This is a genomic window from Salmonella sp. 3C (genome assembly GCF_025426275.1).
Classification (GTDB): domain Bacteria; phylum Pseudomonadota; class Gammaproteobacteria; order Enterobacterales; family Enterobacteriaceae; genus Salmonella; species Salmonella enterica.
This window is the reverse complement of record NZ_CP104858.1, coordinates 233,436-248,478: the sequence shown is the minus strand read 5'-3', so window position 1 is coordinate 248,478 and position 15,043 is coordinate 233,436. Positions and strand designations below refer to the sequence as shown.

Here is a 15,043-nt window from a genome sequence, read left to right as displayed (position 1 = left end):
TCGAGTAACATGATGTCAGAAAATAAATTACACGTTATCGATTTGCACAAACGCTACGGCGGTCATGAAGTGCTGAAAGGGGTATCGCTGCAGGCCCGCGCCGGAGATGTGATTAGCATCATCGGCTCGTCCGGCTCCGGTAAAAGCACTTTTTTGCGCTGTATTAACTTCCTCGAAAAACCGAGCGAAGGCGCGATTATCGTGAACGGTCAGAACATTAATCTGGTGCGCGACAAAGACGGGCAGCTCAAAGTGGCGGATAAAAATCAGCTACGCTTGTTGCGTACCCGCCTGACGATGGTGTTTCAGCACTTTAACCTCTGGAGCCACATGACGGTGCTGGAAAATGTGATGGAAGCGCCGATTCAGGTACTGGGATTAAGCAAGCACGACGCGCGCGAGCGGGCGTTGAAATATCTGGCGAAGGTGGGGATTGATGAGCGCGCTCAGGGCAAATATCCCGTCCATCTCTCCGGCGGCCAACAGCAGCGCGTTTCTATTGCGCGCGCGCTGGCGATGGAACCTGACGTTTTACTGTTCGATGAACCCACATCGGCACTCGATCCTGAACTGGTCGGCGAAGTGTTGCGCATCATGCAACAACTGGCGGAAGAAGGCAAAACGATGGTGGTGGTCACGCATGAAATGGGCTTCGCTCGCCATGTCTCTTCGCACGTTATTTTTCTGCATCAGGGGAAAATTGAAGAAGAGGGTGATCCGGAGCAGGTGTTCGGCAATCCGCAAAGCCCGCGTTTACAGCAATTCCTGAAAGGCTCGCTGAAATAAAAGAAGCCCGGCGGCGCATTGCTTACCGGGCAGGATACGGCGCTTTAGGAACTAGCGAATCACATCCGCCAGCGCCTCTTCTAAATCATACCAGCGAAATGCGAATCCGGCGGCTTCAAGCCGTTTTGGCAGCGCCCGCTGTCCGCCCAGCACCAGCACTGACGACTCTCCCATCAATAAGCGAATTGCCGTCGCCGGAATGCGAATAATCGCCGGGCGGCGCAGCGCGCGACCCAGCGCATGAGCAAACTGCTCATTATGGACGGGATACGGCGAGACCATATTGAAGGGACCGCGAAGATCGTTATCCAGCAGCCACAGGATGCCGTTGACCATATCGTCAATGTGAATCCAGGCCAGATATTGCCGACCATTACCCACCGGACCGCCGAGTCCGAGGCGAAACGGCGGAACCATTTTCCCCAGAATCCCGCCTTGCGGCGCCAGGACAACGCCGGTACGCAGCAGGCAGACGCGGGTCTGGTCGCTCTGCGCACGACAGGCAATCTGTTCCCAGAGGGCGCAAAGTTTATGCGTAAATTCGTTGTGCGGCGGTTCGTCTTCAGTGACGACAACGTCACCCAGATCGCCGTAATAGCCCGTGGCGGAGCCGGATATCAACACCGAGGGCGGCGTTGCGCTGGCATGAATTAAATCCACCAATTTTTGCGTGATAGCCCAGCGGCTTTGGCACAACCGTTCTTTTTGTTGCGACGTCCAGCGCTTGTCGGCAATCGGTTCGCCCGCCAGATTGATGATGGCATCAATCTCATTGAGGTGCTCATGTTCCGCCAGCCCTTTCCATAATGTCACTCTGGAATCGAGAATCTGACGCGCGTTATCGGGATTGCGCGTAACGACCGTCACCTGATGCCCCAGTGTTAACAGCCGGGGAATGAGATGACGCCCTATCAGGCCCGTACCGCCGGTAATCAGAATCTGCATATGACCTCCAGAGTAGGGAGGATTTCCTCTTCCCTAATGTCAGGTTTTTAATACGAATAAGGGTGCCGGACGCAGGTTTTTTCCGTGTATACACCTCTACATCATACATGATGTATGCTACCGCGTTACGCTTTCGTACTGTTACAGTGCAGTTGCGCTTGTAACAGTGCGCGCGCTGTCGCAGGACGCGTGCGAATGCGTTCAAACCAGTTATACACCGCCGGGTAGGTATCAAGATCGATTCGCTGACGCTGATGTGCGTTAACCCACGGCCAACTGGCGATATCCGCAATACTGTAGTGGTCGCCGCCCAGCCACGGGGAGGTTTCCAGGCGTTTATTCAGGACGTTGTATAAGCGTTGCGTTTCAACCTGATAGCGTTCAATCGCATAGGGGATGGCCTGCGGCGCAAAGTGGTTAAAGTGATGATTCTGGCCCAGCATCGGCCCTAACCCGCCGACCTGCCAGAACAGCCATTGCAGCGTGGTATGGCGTTCACGCAGCTCCCCGCTAAGCAGTTTGCCGCTTTTTTCCGCCAGGTAGAGAAGAATTTCGCCGGATTCAAAAAGACTAAGCGGTTGACCGCCGTCTGCCGGGGCGTGATCGACGATGGCAGGAATTTTATTATTGGGAGAGATAGCCAAAAAATCAGGGCGAAACTGATTGCCCTTGCTGATATCTACTTTTAGCAAACGATACGCCAGCTCCGCCTCTTCCAGAAACAGCGTTATTTTATGCCCGTTGGGCGTGGGGGCGTAGTAAAGGTCAATCATTTTGGCTCCTGCATGTGCGTAAAGAGTCTGGGCTGAATTAAGTATAGAAAGCCTCCTGATGTGTGTGAGTTTTCATCAGGTGACAGCAGGCGAAAGACGCTATATTTTGGGAAGAAACCTAATACGCCCTCAAGAGGACATTATGAGTAAGCCTGTTATTGTGCTGTGGTCGGATGCGAACTTTTTCTCTCCCTACGTCTTGTCCGCCTGGGTGGCATTACAAGAAAAAGGGCTTTCCTTTACTCTGAAAACTCGCGATCTGGACCAGGGAGAACATCTGCAACCTGGCTGGCGGGGATATGCGCTGACGCAGCGCGTACCGGTGCTTGAGGCCGACAATTTTGAGCTGAGCGAGTCGTCCGCTATTGCGGAATACCTGGAGGAGCGTTTCGCGCCGCCGCAGTGGGAGCGTATCTACCCGCACGATTTACAAAAACGCGCCCGCGCGCGACAGATTCAGGCGTGGCTACGCAGCGATTTACTGCCGCTTCGCGAAGAACGGCCTACCGACGTGGTGTTTGCCGGGGCAAAAAAAGCGCCGTTAAGCGAGGCTGGAAAAGCCAGCGCGGCAAAACTGTTTGCGACGGCTGAAGCGCTATTGGGGCAGGGGACGCAAAATTTATTTGGTGAATGGTGCATTGCCGATACCGATCTGGCATTGATGATCAATCGTCTGGCGCTGCATGGCGATGACGTGCCGGCATCGCTGGCGGCATATGCGACATTCCAGTGGCAGCGTGCTTCCGTACAGCGTTTTATTGCGCTTTCCTCGAAGCGTTCAGGCTGAAAATCTATTCATATTCCAGTATCATAACGCCGTTTTTCACAACGAGGAGTGAGCGATGAAACTGATGTTCGCATCGGACATTCATGGTTCTTTACCCGCCACGGAACGCGTGCTTGAGCGGTTCGCGCAAAGCGGCGCGCGTTGGCTGGTGATATTAGGCGATGTCCTTAACCACGGGCCGCGAAATGCGCTGCCTGAAGGCTATGCGCCCGCCCAGGTCGCCGAACGCCTGAACGCGGTGGCGACGCAAATCATTGCCGTGCGCGGCAACTGCGATAGCGAAGTGGATCAGATGCTGCTGCATTTCCCGATCACTGCGCCGTGGCAGCAAATATTGACGCAAGAGAGGCGGCTATTTTTAACGCATGGGCACCTCTTCGGGCCGACGAATCTGCCCGCTCTGCATACTGGCGATGTGTTGGTTTATGGTCATACGCATCTGCCGGTGGCGCAACAGCAGGAAGGACTGTATCACTTTAATCCTGGGTCAGTGAGTATCCCGAAAGGCGGGTATGCGGCAAGCTACGGTATTCTGGATGATAATGTGTTGAGCGTAATCGCACTCAATGATCAAAGTATCATTGCGCAGGTTGCAATTAACTCGTAATTTACCTCACAAACGTAAATGCGCCGTAAGAGCGCCAGAAATAAGAAGGTTTCCTGATGGTGGAACAGCGTCGTTTGGCAAGTACGGAATGGGTGGATATTGTGAATGAAGACAATGAAGTCATTGCACAGTCCAGCCGGGAACAGATGCGTGCGCAACGCTTACGGCATCGTGCGACGTATATCGTCGTTCATGATGGTATGGGTAAAATTCTGGTGCAGCGTCGTACCGAAACAAAAGATTTTTTGCCCGGTATGTTAGATGCTACCGCAGGCGGCGTGGTTCAGGCTGATGAGCAGCTACTGGAATCTGCCCGCCGCGAAGCGGAAGAAGAGTTGGGTATTGCAGGCGTGCCGTTTGCCGAACACGGTCTGTTTTACTTTGAAGACCAACATTGCCGGGTTTGGGGCGCGCTGTTTAGCTGCGTTTCCCACGGGCCTTTCGCGCTTCAGGAAGATGAAGTCAGCGAAGTGTGTTGGCTGACCCCGGAGGAGATCACCGCGCGCTGTGATGAGTTTACGCCAGATTCGCTCAAAGCGCTGGCGCTGTGGATGACCCGCAACGCCAAAAACGAAGCCGCGCTCCAGGAGAAACCGGAAGAGACGGAATAAGCGTTTTAGCAGCTTTCCCGCATACATAAACTGGAGGCGATGGATTTTCGATCGCTCCAGTTTCCCTGATTTAACCTTTCCAACAGCGCCCGTCCGGCTTCACTGCCAATCTTACGGTGCGGTACGGCCATGGTGGTTAACGGCGGCTGGCAGACCCGGCTGACATCGCTATCGCCAAACCCGACCACCGCTAAATCGTCCGGAACTTTGATCCGCCGTCGTTGGCACTCGTATAACGCGCCGCAGGCCAGCTCATCCGATACGCATACCAGCGCGTCCAGCTCCGGCCACGCCAGTAAAAACTCCGGCAGTTGCGACGCGCCGGTAGAAAAATTGGGCGGCAAGGCGGCATTAATCACCCGGTTTGGCGACATATGGTGGCGAAGCATCGCTTTGTACCAGCCGTGCAGATGTTGCTGAAAAATCCACTGCTCCTGATTGGCGCATAGCAGCCCGATATTCTGATAACCGCGCTGAATCAGCATTTCCGTCAGCTCATACATTGCCGCAACGTTATCAATACCGATATTCATATCAATAGGATCGCTGCGAATCGCGCCCATCTCCATCACCGGGATAGAGGCATTTTTTAGCCACTGGCGCACGGTAGTGCTATGTTCGACGCTAAGCAGAATCGCTGCGGCAATGTTGGAGGCCAGCAGCGTTTCGAGCAGCTTCTCCTCTTGTTCCACGCGATGCTGCGATTCCGCCAGCATAATCTGGTAGCCTGCGGGCTGTAAAATTTGTTGCAGCCCGGCGAACATTTCAGAACACCCCGCTTCCGCAAGGTTCGGTACGACCATCGCGATGGTGTGCGAGGAGGCAGACGCCAGCGCGCTGGCGGCGAGATTAGGCATATAGCCCAACTCATGCACTGCCGCTTCGATTTTTTCCCGGAGTTTATCAGAGACCTGTTCCGGCGTGCGTAAGGCTCGTGATACGGTCATCGTGCCTACACCGGCAAGTTGGGCTACATCGGCGATAGTCACTTTACCGGTACTGCGCCGTTTACGGGGTATCGACATACAAATTCCTGCGTCATTACAACATGTTGAGATGCTTTTTTATTGTCGTTCTTTGCTTCGCATGACTGGCAGTATACGCCTTAAATCCGCTTTTTTGCTGTGATTTCACACCATGATTTTAATTTGATAGCGCTATCACAATTCTGAGTAATAGTCGCTGGTAGCGCTATCTTTGTGATAACGATCGCAGCTAATATCGAATGGCTTGAATAAAGTTTGTTCATAATTTCATACACCGTGGGGGCGAATAACATGCTGGGAACCTGGTTATCTGACGCAACCATCACGCTACGGGAGAGCGTGGAAACGTGGTCGCAGGCGCTGGAAATTTGCGGCAAACCCCTGCTGGACGCAGGTGTTATCGCACCGGAATACATTACGGCGATTGTTCAGCAGCACCAAAAGCTTGGGCCGTATTATGTATTAGCGCCAGGGTTAGCGATGCCGCATGCGAGGCCGGAAGAGGGGGCGAAAGGGTTAGGTTTATCGTTACTGAAACTACAGCACGGCGTTTCATTTGGCGCAGACGAATTCGATCCGGTTGACATCATTATTATGCTGGCGGCGCCTGATAAGCACAGTCATATCGAAATGATATCGGCGCTGGCGGAATTATTTTCCAGTGATGTAGATATGGAAAAATTACATCAGGCAAAAAACCTGGAGGACATTAAAACGATTATTGACCGTTTCTGATTTTATTCCATTTTCTTGCGGTAAATAACATTACGCCCGTGCGTGATGCAGACCAACTCTACTTTTAAAAGGTGACAATAATGAAAATCATGGCAATTTGCGGTTCCGGCCTGGGTAGTAGTTTTATGGTAGAAATGAACATTAAAAAAGTATTAAAGAAACTCAATATTGACGCCGAGGTGGAACACTCCGATCTTTCATCGGCCACGCCCGGGGCTGCCGATCTTTTTGTAATGGCCAAAGATATCGCGGCCAGCGCCAGCGTACCGGAAAGCCAACTGGTGGTGATCAATAACATCATCGACATCAACGAACTGGAAACGCAGTTGCGCGCATGGTTCGCTAAACAATAATTATTGCTGGCGAGGTGGATATGTTTATCCTTGAAACGCTGAATTTTGTTGTTGATATTTTAAAAGTACCCTCGGTGCTTGTAGGGTTAATTGCGCTTATTGGTCTGGTGGCGCAGAAAAAAGCGTTTTCCGATGTGGTAAAAGGCACGATTAAAACCATTTTAGGTTTTATTGTGCTTGGTGGCGGCGCAACCGTACTGGTGGGTTCATTAAACCCGCTAGGGGGGATGTTTGAACACGCTTTTAATATTCAGGGCATTATTCCTAATAATGAAGCGATAGTCTCAATCGCACTGGAAAAATATGGCGCGTCCACGGCGTTAATTATGGCATTTGGTATGGTGGCCAATATTGTCGTGGCGCGCTTTACGCGTCTTAAATATATCTTTTTGACCGGGCATCACACCTTTTACATGGCCTGTATGATTGGCGTAATCCTGACCGTGGCGGGGTTTGAGGGCGTAGGGCTGGTCTTCACCGGATCGCTAATCCTGGGGCTGGTGATGGCCTTCTTCCCGGCGTTGGCCCAACGTTATATGAGGCGGATTACCGGTACCGATGACATTGCGTTTGGTCACTTCGGTACCCTGGGATATGTGCTTTCCGGCTGGATTGGCAGCCTGTGTGGTAAAGGCTCCCGCTCCACGGAAGAGATGAACCTGCCGGAAAACCTCAGTTTTTTACGCGACAGTTCTATCTCGATTTCGCTGACCATGATGATTATCTATCTGATCATGGCAGTCAGCGCTGGGCGTGAGTATGTCGAAGCGACGTTTAGCGGCGGGCAAAACTATCTGGTGTACGCCATCATCATGGCAATCACCTTCGCCGCCGGCGTGTTCATCATTCTGCAAGGCGTCCGTCTGATTCTGGCTGAAATTGTTCCGGCCTTTACCGGCTTTTCAGAAAAACTGGTGCCAAACGCGCGTCCGGCGCTGGACTGCCCGGTGGTGTATCCCTATGCCCCTAACGCGGTACTGTTTGGCTTCCTGTTCAGTTTTCTCGGCGGGCTGGTGGGGCTGTTCCTGCTGGGACAGATGAAGCTTGTGTTAATCCTGCCTGGCGTTGTGCCGCACTTCTTTACCGGCGCGACCGCAGGCGTCTTTGGCAATGCCACCGGCGGTCGCCGCGGGGCGATGATCGGCGCATTTGCTAATGGTCTATTAATCACTTTCCTGCCAGTGCTGTTACTGCCGGTTCTCGGCGCGATCGGCTTCGCCAATACCACGTTCTCGGATGCTGACTTTGGCGTAATCGGTATTTTGTTGGGCAACCTAGCGCGTTATCTGTCGCCGATGGCTATCACGGGGCTGGTGGTGGCGCTATTCGCGCTACTGGTGGCGTACAACGTGTTGGCCAAAAACAAAAAAGCGACTGCCGAAGTGCAGGAAAATAGCGGAGCGAAAGAATGAACGTAACCGAAATCACCCAACTGGCGCGCGATATTCGCGTCGCCACGCTCAAATCCTTAAACCATCTTGGCTTTGGTCACTATGGCGGCAGCATGTCGGTAGTGGAGACTCTGGCGGTTCTGTACGGCGCGGTGATGAAAATCGACCCTGCCGACCCGGACTGGCCGGAACGCGATTACTTCGTACTGTCGAAAGGCCATGCGGGCCCCGCGTTGTACAGTACCCTGGCGATTAAAGGCTATTTCCCGCGCGAAGAGCTGAATACGCTTAACCAGAACGGCACCCGTCTTCCCAGCCATCCGGATCGGCTAAAAACGCGCGGCGTGGACGCCACGACCGGCTCACTGGGACAGGGCATCTCTATTGCGGGCGGAATGGCGTTGTCGCATAAACTGGCGCGGCGACCCAACCGGGTATTTTGCATTGTCGGCGATGGCGAGCTCAATGAAGGGCAGTGCTGGGAGGCGTTTCAGTTTATTGCCCACCACCGCCTGAATAATCTGACCGTTTTCATTGACTGGAATAAACAGCAGCTTGACGGCGAGCTGGAGGAGATTATCAATCCATTCGATCTGGAAGGGAAATTCCGTGCGTTTGGTTTCGATGTCGTCACCGTCAAAGGCGATGATATCGCCGGACTACTGGCGGTGGTTCAGCCTGTGCTGCCCGCTGATGCCCGGCCACGGGTTGTGATCCTTGACAGCATTAAAGGGCAGGGGGTGCCATACCTGGAGCAGTTAACGAATTCTCACCACTTACGCCTGACGGATGGCATGAAGCAGACGCTCAATGAGGCCATTCATCAACTGGAGGTCATGCATGATTAAGCTTGCGCCCGCAGGGCTTAAAGACGATATCGAAATGCGCAAAGTTTACGCCGGTTTTGTCGCCGGGCAGATTGAGGCCGGAAGCCCAATTATTGCGCTTGAGGCTGATTTAATGAGCTCAATGGCGATGGACAGCGTGGCGCGTGACTACCCGCAGCATGTCATTAACTGCGGTATTATGGAGGCGAATGTGATTGGCACTGCGGCGGGGCTGGCGCTGACCGGTCGTAAACCGTTTGTGCATACCTTTACCGCTTTTGCCAGCCGTCGCTGTTTTGATCAGCTCTTCATGGCGCTGGATTATCAGCGTAACAACGTCAAAGTGATCGCCTCCGATGCCGGAGTGACGGCGTGCCATAACGGCGGCACCCATATGTCTTTTGAAGATATGGGGATTGTTCGCGGGCTGGCGCACTCCGTAGTACTGGAGGTGACGGATGCGGTGATGTTCGCGGATATTTTACGCCAGCTAATGGACCTGGACGGTTTTTACTGGCTGCGTACCATCCGTAAGCAGGCGACGAGTATCTATGCGCCAGGCTCTACCTTTACCATTGGCAAGGGCAACGTACTGCGCGAGGGCGATGATATTACGCTTATCGCCAACGGCATTATGGTGGCGGAGGCGCTGGAGGCGGCGCGCCAACTGGAGCAGGAAGGCGTGAGCGCCGCGGTCATTGATATGTTCACCTTAAAGCCTATCGATCGCATGTTGGTGAAAAACTACGCGGAAAAAACGCGGCGTATCGTCACGTGTGAAAACCACAGCATCCATAATGGACTGGGGTCAGCGGTGGCGGAAGTGCTGGTGGAAAACTGCCCGGTGCCGATGCGCCGTGTTGGCGTCAAAGAGCGTTATGGGCAGGTAGGAACGCAGGATTTCTTACAACAAGAGTACGGACTCACCGCCGAAGCGATTGTAGAAGCCGCGAAATCACTGCTTTAATCATGGAGATATTGCCGGATGGCGCTGATGCTCATCCGGCATTTTGGATTAATGATATCCCATCATCTGCGCGCCAATGACGACCACGCTGGACATAATAAACAGTAGTCCCAGCAGCGACGCTCCCACTTTCAGCCAGTTGCGAAAATCGACCCGGCACACGCCCAGCGTGGCCATCAGCGAGGCTGATGTCGGATAGATAATATGGCTGAAGCCATCGCCAAACTGGAAGGCCAGAACAGTCACCTGACGGTTAACACCGACCAGATCGCCGAGCGGCTCCAGTAATGGCATGGTTAACGCCGCCTGACCCGAACCGGACGTGACAAAGAAATTAAATACCGCCTGGAAGAGCAGCATAAACCAGGCGGCGATAGCATTATTAAGCCCGCTGATGCCATGCGCGATACTGTTAAGCAGCGTATTGAGCACGCTGGGTTCCCCGGCTTCGCCGTTGCCGACCAGCAGCAGAATGCCTTTGGCAAAACCCACCAGCAAGGCGGGCGCGATCATCATCCTCGCCCCTTCGGTGAATGAGGACGCCATCACGTTGACCGTCATACCGTTGAGGCGGAAGATAACGCCGATGAGGCCGATCACCACGCCCATGGTGAAAAACTGGCTGGCGATCTCCGGAATAAACCAGGCGTGGACAATCACGCCCCAGACGACCCAAATCATTACGCCGGTCAGGACCAGCAGTACCAGCCAGTCACCGAAGGTGAAAGGGCGCTGGACGACTTCATCCTGCTGTTCGCGGAAATAGCGATCGGATTCGTGGACGCGGGACAGCAGCGGATTCTTTTTCACGCGTGAGGCGTAGACCAGTGTAAAAACCAGCCCAATCAGCGTGGCGACAATCCAGACCGCAATACGCAGCCCGGAGCCGGAAAGTACCGGCACGCCGGCAATCCCCTGGGCGACGACTACGCAGAAAGGGTTCATCCACGAACTGGCAAAGCCAATTTGGGTGGCGATATAGGTCACCAGGACGGTGGTAATGCTGTCATAGCCCAGCCTGACCATCAGCGGGGCTATGATAATTGCAAAGGCGACCGCCTCTTCGCCCATGCCAAATACGGCGCCCCCTAACGAAAAGAGGACAAATAGCACCGGAATAAACAGGACTTCGTTGCCCCGCGTGTGGCGAATAAGCGCCAGAATGCCGTTATCCACGGTGCCGGTACGCATCACGATGCCGAATGCGCCGCCAATCACCAACATAAACATAATGATGCCGACGGCAGTGCCGAATTTCGATCCGGATGTTAACCCTTCAAACGGAAAATTCATCAGCCCTGGTCTTTCATCGCCGGTAGTGAAAAATTGTACGCGATGATACTGCGCTTCCCCGGCCTCATTGGTCACAATGCGAAAAGAGTGCGGGTCGACGACTTTGCGGGTTTTTGTCTGACCATCGACCTGATACTGCACTTCCTGGCTATCAAACATCCCAACGGGTACGACCCAGGTGGCGATACTGGTTAAAATGGCGACAAAAAAGATGATGACCAGCGTATCGGGCATTGCCCATTTTCTGGCTGTTTTTGATTCTGTAACGACAGACATGACAGACTATCCCTGTTGCAAAGCAAAGAGGCTAAGTATGAGAAGAAGGGAATAGTTATTCATTGATGCAGCGCAGTTAAGCAAAAAATTCCGCTTTGCAGGGTAAATAGCAGAATGCCGGATGGCGATGCTAACGCGTCTTATCCGGCCTACAACGGTATCTCACCTGTAGGCCGGACAAGGCGTTCACGCCGCCATCCGGCATTAGCTTTTACTGTTACTGCTGCTGTTGGGAAGCCTGGATCGCCGTCAGGGCGATGGTATAGACGATATCGTCAACCAGTGCGCCACGGGACAGGTCGTTCACCGGCTTGCGCATACCCTGCAGCATCGGCCCGATGGAGATCAGGTCGGCAGAACGCTGTACCGCTTTGTAGGTGGTGTTACCGGTGTTCAGATCCGGGAAAATGAACACGGTAGCGCGACCCGCAACCGGCGAGTTCGGCGCTTTGGATTTCGCTACGTCAGCCATGACCGCGGCGTCGTACTGCAACGGACCGTCGATCATCAGGTCAGGACGTTTTTCCTGCGCCAGACGCGTCGCTTCACGTACTTTCTCTACGTCGCTGCCCGCGCCAGAGGTGCCGGTGGAGTAGGAGAGCATTGCCACACGCGGTTCGATGCCGAAGGCAATGGCGGAATCCGCAGACTGAATCGCGATTTCTGCCAGCTGCTCTGCAGTCGGGTCTGGGTTGATTGCGCAGTCGCCGTAAACGTAAACCTGTTCCGGCAGTAGCATAAAGAACACAGAAGAGACCAGGGAGCTACCCGGCGCCGTTTTAATAAGCTGCAGCGGCGGACGGATGGTGTTGGCGGTGGTATGAACCGCGCCGGAAACCAGGCCGTCGACTTCGTCTTGCTCCAGCATCAGCGTGCCGAGCACCACGTTGTCTTCCAGCTGCTCGCGGGCAACCGGTTCGGTCATGCCTTTGCTCTTACGCAGCTCAACCAGACGAGCGACATAGCTTTCACGCACCACTTCCGGATCGACGATTTCAATACCTGCGCCCAGCTCAACGCCCTGAGATGCCGCGACGCGGTTGATTTCATCCGGGTTGCCCAGCAGAACGCAAGTGGCGATGCCGCGTTCAGCGCAGATTGCCGCCGCTTTGACGGTACGCGGTTCGTCGCCTTCCGGCAGCACTACGCGTTTACCGGCTTTACGCGCCAGCTCGGTCAGTTGGTAGCGGAACGCCGGCGGAGAGAGACGACGGCTACGCTCGGAAGTGGCGGTCAGCGACTCGATCCACTCAGCGTTAACGTAGTTCGCGACGTATTCCTGAACTTTCTCGATGCGCTCATGGTCATCAACCGGGACTTCCAGATTGAAGCTTTGCAGGCTCAGCGAAGTCTGCCAGGTGTTGGTGTTCACCATAAAGACCGGCAGACCGGTGGCGAATGCGCGTTCGCACAGTTTAGAAATGCGTGCGTCCATTTCATAGCCGCCGGTCAGCAGCAGGGCGCCGATTTCTACGCCGTTCATCGCGGCCAGGCAAGCTGCGACCAGTACGTCCGGACGGTCAGCGGAAGTCACTAACAATGATCCTGCGCGGAAATGTTCCAGCATATGCGGAATACTACGCGCGCAGAACGTAACGGATTTAACGCGGCGGGTTTTGATATCGCCTTCGTTAATGATGGTGGCGTTCAGGTGACGCGCCATATCGATAGCGCGGGTCGCAATCAGATCGAAGCTCCACGGCACCGCGCCCAGAACCGGCAGCGGGCTGGATTCCTGCAGTTTAGCAGGATCGATTTTGATCACCTGCGCTTTGGAAGAGTCGTCAAAAATCTCCGACAGATCCGGGCGAGTACGACCTTGTTCATCAACCGGCGCATTCAGTTTGTTGATGATAACGCCGGTGATGTTGGTGTTTTTCGCGCCGCCGAAGCTGCTGCGCGTCAGTTCGATACGTTCGTTCAGCTGTTCTGGCGTGTCGGTACCCTGAGACATGACAAAAACGATTTCCGCATTCAGCGTTTTCGCGATTTCATAGTTCAGAGACTGAGCGAACTGATGTTTACGGGTCGGAACCAGACCTTCAACCAGCACCACTTCCGCGTCTTTGGTATTCGCATGGTAGTTCGCGATGATCTCTTCCATCAGCACGTCTTTCTGGTTGCTGGAGAGCAGAGATTCAACGTGGCTCATCTTCAGCGGTTCAGCCGCCGGCAGGGTAGAGTTCGCGCGAACGATAGTGGTGGTCTGGTCAGGCGCATCGCCGCCAGCGCGAGGCTGGGCGATAGGCTTAAAGACGCTCAGACGAACGCCTTTGCGTTCCATAGCACGGATGACGCCGAGGCTGACGCTGGTCAGGCCGACGCTGGTTCCGGTAGGGATCAGCATAATAATACGGGACACGGTTTATCCTCTTTCGTTACCGTCTTTTGGGGACGGGTTACAAAACAGCACCGCCAGCGAGGCTGGCGGTGTGAAATCAGGCAGTCAGACGGCTCGCGTCTTGCGCGATAACCAGTTCTTCGTTGGTTGGGATCACCACCGCCGGACGGGTACCTTCTTTGTTGATGAAACCAGATTTGCCGAAGCGGGCCGCCAGGTTACGTTCGTGGTCGACTTCAAAGCCCAGCACGCCCAGTTTACCCAGAGACAGTTCGCGAACCATCGCGGCGTTTTCACCGATACCGCCGGTGAACACGACTGCATCCAGACGACCGTCCATCAGAGCGGTGTAAGAACCGATGTATTTCGCCAGGCGGTGGCAGTAAACGTCCATCGCACGTTTTGCGTCTTCTTTGGTGGCGTAGTTGTCTTCAACATAACGGCAGTCGCTGGTCACTTCAGTCAGACCCAGCAGACCGGACTCTTTGGTCAGCATTTTGTTGATCTGATCCACGCTCATGCCCAGAGTGTCGTGCAGGTGGAAGATAATCGCAGGGTCGATATCGCCGGAACGGGTACCCATGACCAGGCCTTCCAGCGGGGTCAGACCCATAGAGGTATCCACGCATTTACCGTTACGGATAGCGGAAACAGAACCGCCGTTGCCCAGGTGGCAGGTGATAATGTTCAGTTCTTCTACCGGCTTGTTCAGCATTTTTGCCGCTTCCTGAGTTACATAGAAGTGGCTGGTGCCGTGTGCGCCATAGCGACGAACGCCGTGTTCTTTATACAGGCTGTACGGCAGGGCATACAGGTAAGATTCTTCCGGCATGGTCTGATGGAAGGCGGTGTCGAATACTGCAACGTTTTTATCTTTCAGCTGCGGGAAAGATTTCAGCGCTTCGGCGATACCAATCAGGTGAGCCGGGTTATGCAGCGGTGCGAAAGAGGCGGAATCTTTGATGCCCTGAATGACGGACTCATCAATGACTACGGAGCTGGTATACTTCTCGCCGCCGTGTACGATACGGTGACCAATTGCAGTTAACTGCGCAGACAGTTCTGGTTTTTGTGCCAGAATAGTGTTAACGATAAAGTTCAGCGCTTCACTGTGAGCGGCGCCTGCACCTAAAGCCGCTTCTTGTTTACTGCCGTCCATTTTCCATTTGATGCGTGCTTCTGGCAGATGGAAACATTCGGCTAAACCAGAAAGGTATTCATCACCATTAACTGCATCAATAATTGCAAATTTCAGTGAAGAACTACCGCAGTTCAGAACCAGTACTAACTTACTCGACATGGAAGTACCTATTTATGATACGTGGCTAAAAAAACGTCAGTGAGCCATAGAGCGTAGCGCATGAT

At 54.0% G+C, this 15,043-nt stretch carries 15 protein-coding genes; 9 read left to right on the top strand and 6 right to left on the bottom strand.

Annotated elements, in window-relative coordinates; genetic code table 11:
• Nucleotides 1–12: 12 nt before the first annotated feature.
• Nucleotides 13–786, top strand: a complete 774-nt coding sequence (hisP, locus tag N7E69_RS01130) for a histidine ABC transporter ATP-binding protein HisP (protein WP_001293591.1) — start codon at nucleotides 13–15, stop codon at nucleotides 784–786.
• 51 nt (nucleotides 787–837) lie between these two features.
• Here hisP and N7E69_RS01125 read toward each other — a convergent pair whose 3' ends face one another.
• Nucleotides 838–1,731: a TIGR01777 family oxidoreductase gene (locus N7E69_RS01125; protein WP_001166268.1), complete on the bottom strand. Its 894-nt coding sequence runs from the start codon at nucleotides 1,729–1,731 to the stop codon at nucleotides 838–840.
• A gap of 125 nt (nucleotides 1,732–1,856) precedes the next feature.
• Nucleotides 1,857–2,504, bottom strand: a complete 648-nt coding sequence (gene yfcG, locus N7E69_RS01120; RefSeq protein ID WP_000566563.1) for a GSH-dependent disulfide bond oxidoreductase — start codon at nucleotides 2,502–2,504, stop codon at nucleotides 1,857–1,859.
• 142 nt (nucleotides 2,505–2,646) lie between these two features.
• On the opposite strand from yfcG, the gene yfcF reads away from it, so the two are divergent.
• The 3 genes from yfcF to yfcD are packed head-to-tail and all read left to right on the top strand — an operon-like array spanning nucleotide 2,647 to nucleotide 4,509.
• Nucleotides 2,647–3,291, top strand: a complete 645-nt coding sequence (gene yfcF / locus N7E69_RS01115) for a glutathione transferase (RefSeq protein ID WP_000043010.1) — start codon at nucleotides 2,647–2,649, stop codon at nucleotides 3,289–3,291.
• Nucleotides 3,292–3,346: 55 nt separating this feature from the next.
• Nucleotides 3,347–3,898 carry a phosphodiesterase gene (gene yfcE / locus N7E69_RS01110; RefSeq protein WP_000772458.1) on the top strand — a complete coding sequence of 184 codons (552 nt, stop codon included), beginning with the start codon at nucleotides 3,347–3,349 and terminating at the stop codon, nucleotides 3,896–3,898.
• A 56-nt stretch (nucleotides 3,899–3,954) separates the two neighbouring features.
• Nucleotides 3,955–4,509, top strand: coding sequence for an NUDIX hydrolase YfcD (gene yfcD / locus N7E69_RS01105; protein WP_000230215.1), 555 nt, complete (start codon nucleotides 3,955–3,957; stop codon nucleotides 4,507–4,509).
• Between the two features lie 5 nt (nucleotides 4,510–4,514).
• Here yfcD and N7E69_RS01100 read toward each other — a convergent pair whose 3' ends face one another.
• Nucleotides 4,515–5,534, bottom strand: a complete 1,020-nt coding sequence (locus tag N7E69_RS01100) for a LacI family DNA-binding transcriptional regulator (RefSeq protein ID WP_000026949.1) — start codon at nucleotides 5,532–5,534, stop codon at nucleotides 4,515–4,517.
• A 252-nt stretch (nucleotides 5,535–5,786) separates the two neighbouring features.
• Between N7E69_RS01100 and N7E69_RS01095 the strand changes: the two genes are divergently transcribed.
• The 5 genes from N7E69_RS01095 to N7E69_RS01075 all read left to right on the top strand — a co-directional run bounded on the left by N7E69_RS01095 (nucleotide 5,787) and on the right by N7E69_RS01075 (nucleotide 9,768).
• On the top strand, nucleotides 5,787–6,230 hold the full coding sequence (locus N7E69_RS01095; RefSeq protein ID WP_000901821.1) for a PTS sugar transporter subunit IIA: 444 nt from the start codon (nucleotides 5,787–5,789) through the stop codon (nucleotides 6,228–6,230).
• An 80-nt stretch (nucleotides 6,231–6,310) separates the two neighbouring features.
• Nucleotides 6,311–6,583 (top strand): PTS sugar transporter subunit IIB, encoded by a 273-nt coding sequence (locus tag N7E69_RS01090; RefSeq protein WP_000699818.1) that lies wholly within the window; start codon nucleotides 6,311–6,313, stop codon nucleotides 6,581–6,583.
• Between the two features lie 20 nt (nucleotides 6,584–6,603).
• The gene (locus N7E69_RS01085; protein WP_001675787.1) at nucleotides 6,604–7,995 is read left to right on the top strand and encodes a PTS ascorbate transporter subunit IIC; all 1,392 of its coding nucleotides are present in this window, start codon (nucleotides 6,604–6,606) and stop codon (nucleotides 7,993–7,995) included.
• A complete protein-coding gene (locus tag N7E69_RS01080; protein ID WP_001103262.1) occupies nucleotides 7,992–8,822 on the top strand; it encodes a transketolase in 831 nt (276 codons plus the stop codon). Before N7E69_RS01085 ends, N7E69_RS01080 begins: the two co-directional genes overlap by 4 nt.
• Nucleotides 8,815–9,768 carry a transketolase family protein gene (locus tag N7E69_RS01075; RefSeq protein WP_000593035.1) on the top strand — a complete coding sequence of 318 codons (954 nt, stop codon included), beginning with the start codon at nucleotides 8,815–8,817 and terminating at the stop codon, nucleotides 9,766–9,768. Before N7E69_RS01080 ends, N7E69_RS01075 begins: the two co-directional genes overlap by 8 nt.
• Before the next feature lie 48 nt (nucleotides 9,769–9,816).
• Here N7E69_RS01075 and yfcC read toward each other — a convergent pair whose 3' ends face one another.
• The 3 genes from yfcC to ackA all read right to left on the bottom strand — a co-directional run bounded on the left by yfcC (nucleotide 9,817) and on the right by ackA (nucleotide 14,978).
• Nucleotides 9,817–11,337, bottom strand: coding sequence for a putative basic amino acid antiporter YfcC (gene yfcC / locus N7E69_RS01070; RefSeq protein WP_000117930.1), 1,521 nt, complete (start codon nucleotides 11,335–11,337; stop codon nucleotides 9,817–9,819).
• Between the two features lie 217 nt (nucleotides 11,338–11,554).
• Nucleotides 11,555–13,699, bottom strand: coding sequence for a phosphate acetyltransferase (pta, locus tag N7E69_RS01065; RefSeq protein WP_000086692.1), 2,145 nt, complete (start codon nucleotides 13,697–13,699; stop codon nucleotides 11,555–11,557).
• Between the two features lie 76 nt (nucleotides 13,700–13,775).
• Nucleotides 13,776–14,978 carry an acetate kinase gene (gene ackA, locus N7E69_RS01060; RefSeq protein WP_000095689.1) on the bottom strand — a complete coding sequence of 401 codons (1,203 nt, stop codon included), beginning with the start codon at nucleotides 14,976–14,978 and terminating at the stop codon, nucleotides 13,776–13,778.
• Nucleotides 14,979–15,043 lie beyond the last annotated feature (65 nt).